Annotated in this window: 6 protein-coding genes; 4 read left to right on the top strand and 2 right to left on the bottom strand. The window is 73.8% G+C overall.

Features of this window, described 5'->3' with window-relative positions; genetic code table 11:
• Positions 1-106: 106 nt before the first annotated feature.
• Positions 107-1,225 (bottom strand): uroporphyrinogen decarboxylase/cobalamine-independent methonine synthase family protein, encoded by a 1,119-nt coding sequence (locus H9652_RS16810; RefSeq protein WP_225228389.1) that lies wholly within the window; start codon positions 1,223-1,225, stop codon positions 107-109.
• Positions 1,226-1,306: 81 nt separating this feature from the next.
• On the opposite strand from H9652_RS16810, the gene H9652_RS16805 reads away from it, so the two are divergent.
• Positions 1,307-2,323 carry a dihydrodipicolinate synthase family protein gene (locus H9652_RS16805; RefSeq protein WP_191797519.1) on the top strand — a complete coding sequence of 339 codons (1,017 nt, stop codon included), beginning with the start codon at positions 1,307-1,309 and terminating at the stop codon, positions 2,321-2,323.
• 91 nt (positions 2,324-2,414) lie between these two features.
• Here H9652_RS16805 and ligA read toward each other — a convergent pair whose 3' ends face one another.
• Positions 2,415-4,889 carry an NAD-dependent DNA ligase LigA gene (ligA, locus tag H9652_RS16800; RefSeq protein WP_404822054.1) on the bottom strand — a complete coding sequence of 825 codons (2,475 nt, stop codon included), beginning with the start codon at positions 4,887-4,889 and terminating at the stop codon, positions 2,415-2,417.
• A gap of 345 nt (positions 4,890-5,234) precedes the next feature.
• On the opposite strand from ligA, the gene H9652_RS16795 reads away from it, so the two are divergent.
• The 3 genes from H9652_RS16795 to H9652_RS19945 form a co-directional block, all read left to right on the top strand.
• Positions 5,235-5,711, top strand: a complete 477-nt coding sequence (locus tag H9652_RS16795; protein WP_191797517.1) for a hypothetical protein — start codon at positions 5,235-5,237, stop codon at positions 5,709-5,711.
• Between the two features lie 120 nt (positions 5,712-5,831).
• Positions 5,832-7,121, top strand: a complete 1,290-nt coding sequence (locus tag H9652_RS16790) for an isochorismate synthase (RefSeq protein ID WP_191797531.1) — start codon at positions 5,832-5,834, stop codon at positions 7,119-7,121.
• 167 nt (positions 7,122-7,288) lie between these two features.
• Positions 7,289-7,791: GNAT family N-acetyltransferase (locus H9652_RS19945; protein WP_225228388.1), on the top strand; the 503-nt coding region annotated here is incomplete at its 3' end.

Below are 7,791 nucleotides of genomic sequence, written 5' to 3'. Positions count from 1 at the left end.
CCCGTCGGGGTCGTTGACCGTTCGTGCTCCCGACGGCGCCACGCACCGGGGCGCGCCCGGTCACCGAGGTGCGCTGCGCCGTCGGGCACGCGCAGGGCGCTGGCTCCTACCAGGCGCGCGCGACCGCGGTGTGGACGTCGAGGAGCGGACCCGTGCGCTCGCTCGGGCCACGACCGAACCCGCACTCGGTGCCCACTCCGACCTCCCGGCCCAGGACCTGGGTCGCCGCTGCGAGACGACGCTGCGCGCCCTCGACGCCGTCCTCGTGGTGCACCACGCCGAGGTAGAGCTCGGTCGCCGGATCGATCGTGAGGTCCGCGAGCGGGGCGACGTACTCGACGTCGTCGCGCTCGATCGGCACGGGCAGGTGGAACCACGCGATCTCGCGCGAGACGGTCGCGGCCAGGCCGTTCGCGACCTCGACCAGTCGACGCGTGTCGGACGGCTCGACGAAGTGCTTCTCGGCGACGTCGCCGTAGCAGAGGTGGAAGCCGAGCTCGACGCCCGCGGGCACCGCGGAGGCCACGCGAGCGGCGCGCGCGACGCAGCCCGCGAGCACCTCGTCGGAGTCGATCGCGAACCATGCCTGGGCCGGGCCGGCACCGAGGTTCGCGCCCTCGATCAGCGCGAACTCGCTCGCGAGGTCGAGCTGGATCGCGAGGTCGCCCGCGGGGACCGCGGCGACGATCGCCTCGATCTCGCGCAGCATCGCGGCCTCGTAGGCGGGGTAGACGGCCTCCCGTGCGTCGGGGACGACGAACGCCACGACGGGGGCGAGCGGCGTGGGCAGGCACACCTGGAAGCGGGTGGCCGCGGGGATCGCCCCCTCCGCGCGCAGCCGCACGAAGTCCGTGTACGACGCCGTCGCGGCGGCCGCGTAACCCAGCTCTCCGAAGACCAGCTCGTCCGCCGGGACCGCCCCGTCGAGCACGAGAGGACGCACGTCGAACCCGGCGACGACCACGGGCTCGATCGGCAACCGTGCCAGGCCCGGCACGGCGTCGAAGCGCTCGCCCTGGAAGAGGATCCAGTGGAAGCGTTCGCCCACCTCGCCGTCGGGGATGCGCTTGAGGTGCGTGCCTGCGTGGGCCGCGACCGTGCGGAACGTGTCCTCGGCCGTCGGGAGGTTCACGGAGCCGACAAGGTGCGCGCCGCGCACCTGGGCGGCTGCTGGCGTGCCGGTGCCGTGCGGGGAGGGCTGGGTCGCAGAGGTCGCCTGAGTCATGCCCGCATCGTAGACGCGGGTACCACTTCATTGGCCGGGCTGCCCACCCCTCGGCGGACGGCCTGTGGCACCATCTCGGGGATGACCTCACCGACACCCTTCACCGGGCTGCTCGCCTACCCGATCACGCCGCTGGGTCCCGACGGGCTCCCCGACCTGGGGACGCTGACGCGCCTCGTCCAGGACGCGGTCCGCGCCGGGGTCGACGGCGTCACGGTCCTCGCGTCGTCGGGCGCGGGCACGTCGTTCTCCTCCGAGGAGCGCGCCGCCGTGGTGGGCGCCGCGGTCCGTGCGGCACGCGAGGCCGGTCCCGGCCCCTCGGGGCGGCAGGTCCCGGTGCACGTCGCGGTCGCGGCCCCCTCGACCACCGAGGTCCTGCGGAACGCGACCGCGGCGCAGGCGGGCGGCGCCGACGGGCTGGTCCTGACCCCCTTCGCGTACGTCCCGCTCGTCGACGCCGAGGTCGTGGCCCTGTTCGAGGCCGTGGCCGCCGAGACGGACCTGCCCGTCTGCTTCTACAACCGGCCCGCCCAGAGCGGGTTCGACGTGACGCCCGAGGTGCTGACCCACCTCGCCCGCACCGCCAGGCTCCGGGGCCTCAAGGACCCGGCGGGGAGGACGGACGTGGGCGTACGCCTGGACGCCGTCCGTGCCGCGGTCGCGGGCGAGCCGTTCGCCGTGGGGCTCAGCGGCGACCTCGCGATGACCGAGGGGGCCTTCACGATCCTGCCACCGAGCGACGCCTGGCACACCGGGGTCGCGGCCCTCGTCCCCGACGAGTACGTCGTGATGCGCCGCGCGCACCTCGACCGGCGGCCCCTCGACGCGGTCGTGGAGCGGTCCTGGCTCCTGGCCCTGGTCCGCGAGCTCGGGCGGCTGCGGCCCGTGGCGGGGCTCCACGCGCTCGCCGGGCTGCTCGACGTGCCGACCGGTCCGCCGCGGGGGCCGGTCCTGGCGACGCCGCCCGAGCAGACCGCGGGGCTGCGGGCCGTGCTGGCGCGCCGGCCGGCCGCGGCCCCCGCGATGCCGGGTCCCGCGGCCCCGGGTCCCGCGGACACCGACACCGGCACCGGCACCGACACCGGCGTCGCGAAGTAGAGGCTTGGCGTCGAGGTAGAGAGCTGTGGCCCTCTCTCTCGACGGGAAACCACCAACTCGACGGCGGGCGCCAGCCGGACCGTAGGGACGGTCAGTCGGCCGGCGGCCCCTCGGTGACCTCGGCGACGTCGGCGTCCGAGTCCTCGGGCTCCGGCGCGTCGCCGACCGCCGCCGGTCCGCCCGCGAGGAGCGCCACGAACCCCGCCTCGTCGAGGATGCGCAGGCCCAGGTCCCTGGCCTTGGTCTCCTTGGAGCCCGCGTTCTCACCCACCACCACGTAGTCCGTCTTCTTGGACACCGACCCCGAGGCCTTGCCACCCGCGGTGAGGATCGCCTCCTTGGCGCCGTCGCGCGAGAACCCTTCGAGGCCTCCCGTGACCACGACGGTCAGACCCGCGAGCGGGCCCGTCGGCTGCTGGCGGGCACCGGGGCCGGGGTGACCCGGGGTGTCGAAGCGGACGCCGTCCTGCTTCCAGGTCTCGACGATCTCGCGGTGCCAGTCCACCTCGAACCAGGCGAGCACCTCGTCGGCGATGACCGGCCCGACGCCCTCGACCGCCGCGAGCTCCTCCCGGCTCGCGGCCCGGATCGCGTCGAGCGACCCGAACCACTCGGCGAGGGCCCGGGCGGCGACCGGCCCGACGTGCCGGATGTTGAGGCTCACGAGGATGCGCCACAGGTCCTTGGTCCGCGCGATCCGCAGCTCGTCCACGAGTGTCTGCGCCGTGGTCGACGGGCCGTACACCGGGAAGTCCTTGCGGACGCCCGCAGCCCTGCGCTCGGCGGGGGTCGCGTCCTCGAACCCCGGTGGGTAGGTGCGGGCGGCGACCTTCTGGAACGGCCGGACGACCTTGGCCAGCAGCACCGAGCCGTCGGACATCTCCACCTCGCCCGACTCCCCCACCCCTTCGTACGGCCGGGGCAGCCCGGTCTCCGGGTCGCGGACGACGACGCGGATCGGGGCGAGCTGGTCGACCGTGAGGCCGAACAGGTTCTTCTCGGTGCGCAACGGCGGCTCGGCGGGCTCGTAGGGCTGCGTGAGCGCGGCCGCGGTGACCTCGCCCAGCGCCTCGATGTCGAGGCCGCCGCGCGAGCCGATGTGCTCGACGCGCCCGCGGACCTGCGCCGGGCAGCTCTCGGCGTTGGGGCAGCGCAGGTCGACGTCGCCCTCCTTCATGGGGCGCAGCGGCGTCCCGCACTCGGGGCACTCGGCCGGCATGACGAACTCCGTACGCTGCACGCCGTCCTCGCGCAGCGCGACGACCGGCCCGAGGATCTCCGGGATGACGTCCCCGGCCTTGCGCAGCACCACGACGTCGCCGATCAGCACGCCCTTGGCGCGCACGACGTCCTGGTTGTGCAGCGTCGCCTGCCGCACGGTGCTGCCCGCGACGAGCACGGGCTCCATGACGGCGTACGGGGTTGCCCGGCCGGTCCGCCCGACCCCGACCTGGATCGCGAGCAGGCGGGTGTTGACCTCCTCGGGCGGGTACTTGTAGGCGATGGCCCAGCGCGGTGCGCGGCTCGTCGCCCCGAGGCGGCGCTGGAGCGCGAGCTCGTCGACCTTGACGACGATCCCGTCGAGCTCGTGCTCGATGTCGTGCCGGTGCTCGCCGAAGTACGCGATCATCTCCTGCACGCCCGCGAGGCCGTCGACGACCCGGTTGTGCGGTGAGACGGGGATGCCCCACTGCTCGAACAGCGCGTACGCGTCGGACTGGCGACCGAGCTCGGCGTGCTCGCCTTCCTCCCACTGGAGCGCCCCGACGCCGTGCGCGTACATGCGCAGGTTGCGGCTCGCGGTCACGGCCGGGTCCTTCTGGCGCAGCGAGCCGGCCGCGGTGTTGCGCGGGTTGGCGTAGGGCGCCTGCCCGGCCGCGACGAGCGCCTCGTTGAGGGCCGCGAAGTCCTCGACCCCCAGGAAGACCTCGCCCCGGACCTCGATCACCGCGGGGTGCGTGGCCGGGTCGCCCGCGAGCTGCTGCGGGATGCTCGTGATGGTGCGGACGTTCGCCGTGACGTCCTCGCCCGTGCGCCCGTCGCCACGGGTCGCCGCCCGGACGAGGCGCCCCCGCTCGTACAGCAGCGCGATCGCGAGGCCGTCGATCTTGACCTCGCACAGGTACTCCACGGGGGCCTCGGACGAGACGCCCAGATCCCGGTGCACGCGCGCAGCCCACGCGGCGAGGTCCTCCTCGGAGAACGCGTTGTCGAGCGAGAGCATGCGCTCGAGGTGCTCGACGGTCGCGAAGCCCGTCGCGGCACGCCCGCCGACGCGCTGCGTGGGCGACTCGGGGGTCTGGAGGGCCGGGTGCGCCGCCTCGAGCGCCTCGAGCTCGCGCATGCGGGCGTCGTACTCGGCATCGGACGACACGGGGGCGTCGGCCTCGTAGTAAGCCCGCTGGTCGGCCTCGACCTGGGCGACGAGCTCGGCCCAGCGCCGCTGTGCGCCGGCCTCGTCCAGCGCCGGGGCGGCATCGGGGGCGACGGCGGTGTCAGCGGCCGCGCGGGCCGTGCTCGTGCTGTCGGGGCTGGCTGCGGGGTGCGGCGGGGTGGCGTCGTTCACGTGCCCATCATCGCTCGCCCCACCGACACGCGCTGCCCCGCCGAGCCGAGCGTCGAGCCCCTTCCTTGCCTGGGCGGTGCGAATGCCGGCCGCGCGTGTCGGCGCCCTCTGGCATCCTCCCTCGTGCAAGGCAGTAGACGATGACAATCACTAGGGGGATACATGAAGGACTGCGTGTCGTGTGGCGGCCGGAACCCACTTGAGGCCAACTTTTGCAGTGCCTGCGGGGCATCAACACCAGCAGATGGCCGGGGCATCTCCAACTCTGCGAGGGATGTCGGCAGGGACAACATCCAGGCTGGTCGAGACGTCACTATCCACTCGTCCCCCCAGGCGTCCGAACCGATGCAATACACCACGAAGTGGCACTGGACCAGCCCCGTCACTCAATCGATGCTGGGTTGGCTCAGCGCCGTCCTCGGCGTCGTCTCCCTGGTGGGAGGGTTCCAGACCGTGAGCTCGGTTCTCAGCTCTGTGACACAGGGCCCACCCCTCTTCTGGGCGTTCCTCTTCGTCGGGTCGTTGGGGATGTGCCTGCTCGCTGTCGGCCTCTTCCGGGTCACGAAGAACGAAACTCAGCACCTCGGCCCGTCGTTGCTGCCAGCTCTCACCGGTTGGGGGCATCGGCTCGGCCTCGCACGATTCTCCGGACAGTGCACGGAGTGCATGGGACATCTCAAGTTCTATAACAAGCCGATGTCCTGGCTGCTCAACGGAGATGGCAGTCGCGGCGAGACGCTCAGCCGACGGTACGTGGCCGAATGTGCACTCGACGCGGACCACTACTGGACGATCAGCAAGGGCAAGCCTCGTACCACGTAGTGCGCGTCTCCCCCTTCCTCGCCAGGCCGACGTTCCACGAGAGACGCGCTCCGCCGTCGGGCACGGGAGCCGTCCCCCGCCCCCCCCGCCGCCCCGCCCCGCGGCGGGCCCCCGCCGAGGCTGCCCGACGGGCTGCCGGACGACCTCACGGCCCTGACAGACCTCCTGCCCGACGCCCGGCCGCTCGCCTGGGTGCGGCGCGGCGACGGCATCGTCGGCTGGGGCGAGACCCTGCGGCTCGAGGCCTGGGGGCCCGGCCGCTTCGCCGACGCCGAGGCCGCGTGGCAGGAGGTCCTGGGTGCGGCCGTCGTGCACGACGACGTGTCCCTGCCCGGCAGCGGGCTCGTCGCGTTCGGGTCGTTCGCGTTCGACGACGCGTCCGGCACCACGGGGGACGCCCGCCCGGGCGGCACGATCCTGGTCCCGCGCGTCGTCGTCGGTCGCAGGGGCGGTCCCGGAGGCACGGCGTGGGTCACGAGCATCTCGGAGGGCGACGCCCTGCCCGACGACGTCGCGTCCGTCCTCGACCCGGCCCACCGCACGCCCGTGGCCGCACCCGGCCGCGTGACCACGGTCGACGGCTCGCTCAGCGCGGACGACTGGACCGCGGTCGTCGCCGAGGGCGTCGAGCGCATCCGCCGGGGCGACCTCGAGAAGGTCGTGCTCGCACGGGACGTGGTCGCGACCGCCGAGCACCCCGTGGACCCCCGCTGGATGCTCGGACGTCTCGCGACCGCGTACGACGCGTGCTGGACGTTCTCGGTCGACGGCATGGTCGGCGCGACCCCCGAGCTGCTCGTGCGCAGCGAGAAGGGCCTCGTGACCTCGCGCGTCCTGGCCGGGACGATCCGCCGGTCGGGCGGGGCCGAGGCCGACGACGACTCGCTGCTGCGCGCCGCCCACCTGGCCCGCTCGTCCAAGGACCTCGAGGAGCACGAGTACGCGGTCGCGTCGGTGGCCGACGCGCTCGCACCCTTCTGCTCGTCGATGAACGTCCCCGACGCGCCGTTCGTGCTGCACCTGCCCAACGTGCTGCACCTGGCCTCCGACGTCACGGGGGTCCTCGTGGCCGGGGCCGACGGGCGACCGGCACCCACGAGCCTGGCGCTCGCGGCCGCGCTGCACCCCTCGGCCGCGGTGTGCGGGACGCCGACCCTCGCGGCTCGTGACCTCATCCGCGAGATCGAGGGCATGGACCGTGCTCGCTACGCCGCCCCCGTGGGCTGGTTCGGCGCGGACGGCGACGGCGAGTGGGGCATCGCGCTGCGCTCGGCCGAGCTGTCCTCCCGGGACCCGCACCACGTGCGTCTCTTCGCGGGCTGCGGCATCGTCGCGGCCTCCGACCCTGCGGCCGAGCTCGCGGAGTCCGAGGCCAAGCTCGAACCCATGCGGTACGCGCTCGGGGAGTGAGACGGGCGTCCGCACGCTGGACGCGTAGCCACCGCTGGAACGGCGCCAGGACGCCGGACTCCACCCGTGGTTTCGTGAAGTACGCGACGAATGGACCGTTCGACGGACACGTCCCGGAAGTGTTCGGTTCCGCCTGTTAAGTTCACCCGGTGACCGATGCGACGACGATGACTCTGGCCCCCACGCAAAGCGACGTCGCCGTACGCCGCGCCACGACCGCAGACCGCGAGGACCTCTGGCTCCTCGTCGTCCGCCTCCAGCCGGACGCACCGGACCGGGCCACGCACGACCGCGTCGTCGGGCCCCTGCTGCGGGCGCTCGACACCTTGCTGCTGGTCGCCGAGGACACGACCGGCGTCGTCGGCTACCTCCTGGCCAGCCAGCGCCTGACGTTCACGGCCAACGGCGCGGTCGTCGAGATCGACGAGATCGCGGTCGACCCCGCCGCCGACCGTACGACCGTCGCCGGTCAGCTCGTCGCCGCCGTCGAGGCCTGGGGCCAGGAGTTCCGCGCGACGCGCGTGACGCTCGCCGACGTCCTGCCCCGCGACGTGGCCGACGGGCTCGGGTACACGACCACCGAGGTGCGGTCCACCAAGACTCTCGCGCTGCTCGACGCCGACCCCGTCCTCACGTCTCCGTGGGACGGGCCGGCCGTGGGGGGGGGGGG

The organism is Oerskovia rustica (genome assembly GCF_014836555.1).
Taxonomy (GTDB): Bacteria; Actinomycetota; Actinomycetes; order Actinomycetales; family Cellulomonadaceae; genus Oerskovia; species Oerskovia rustica.
This window is presented reverse-complemented; position numbering and strand designations above follow the sequence as displayed.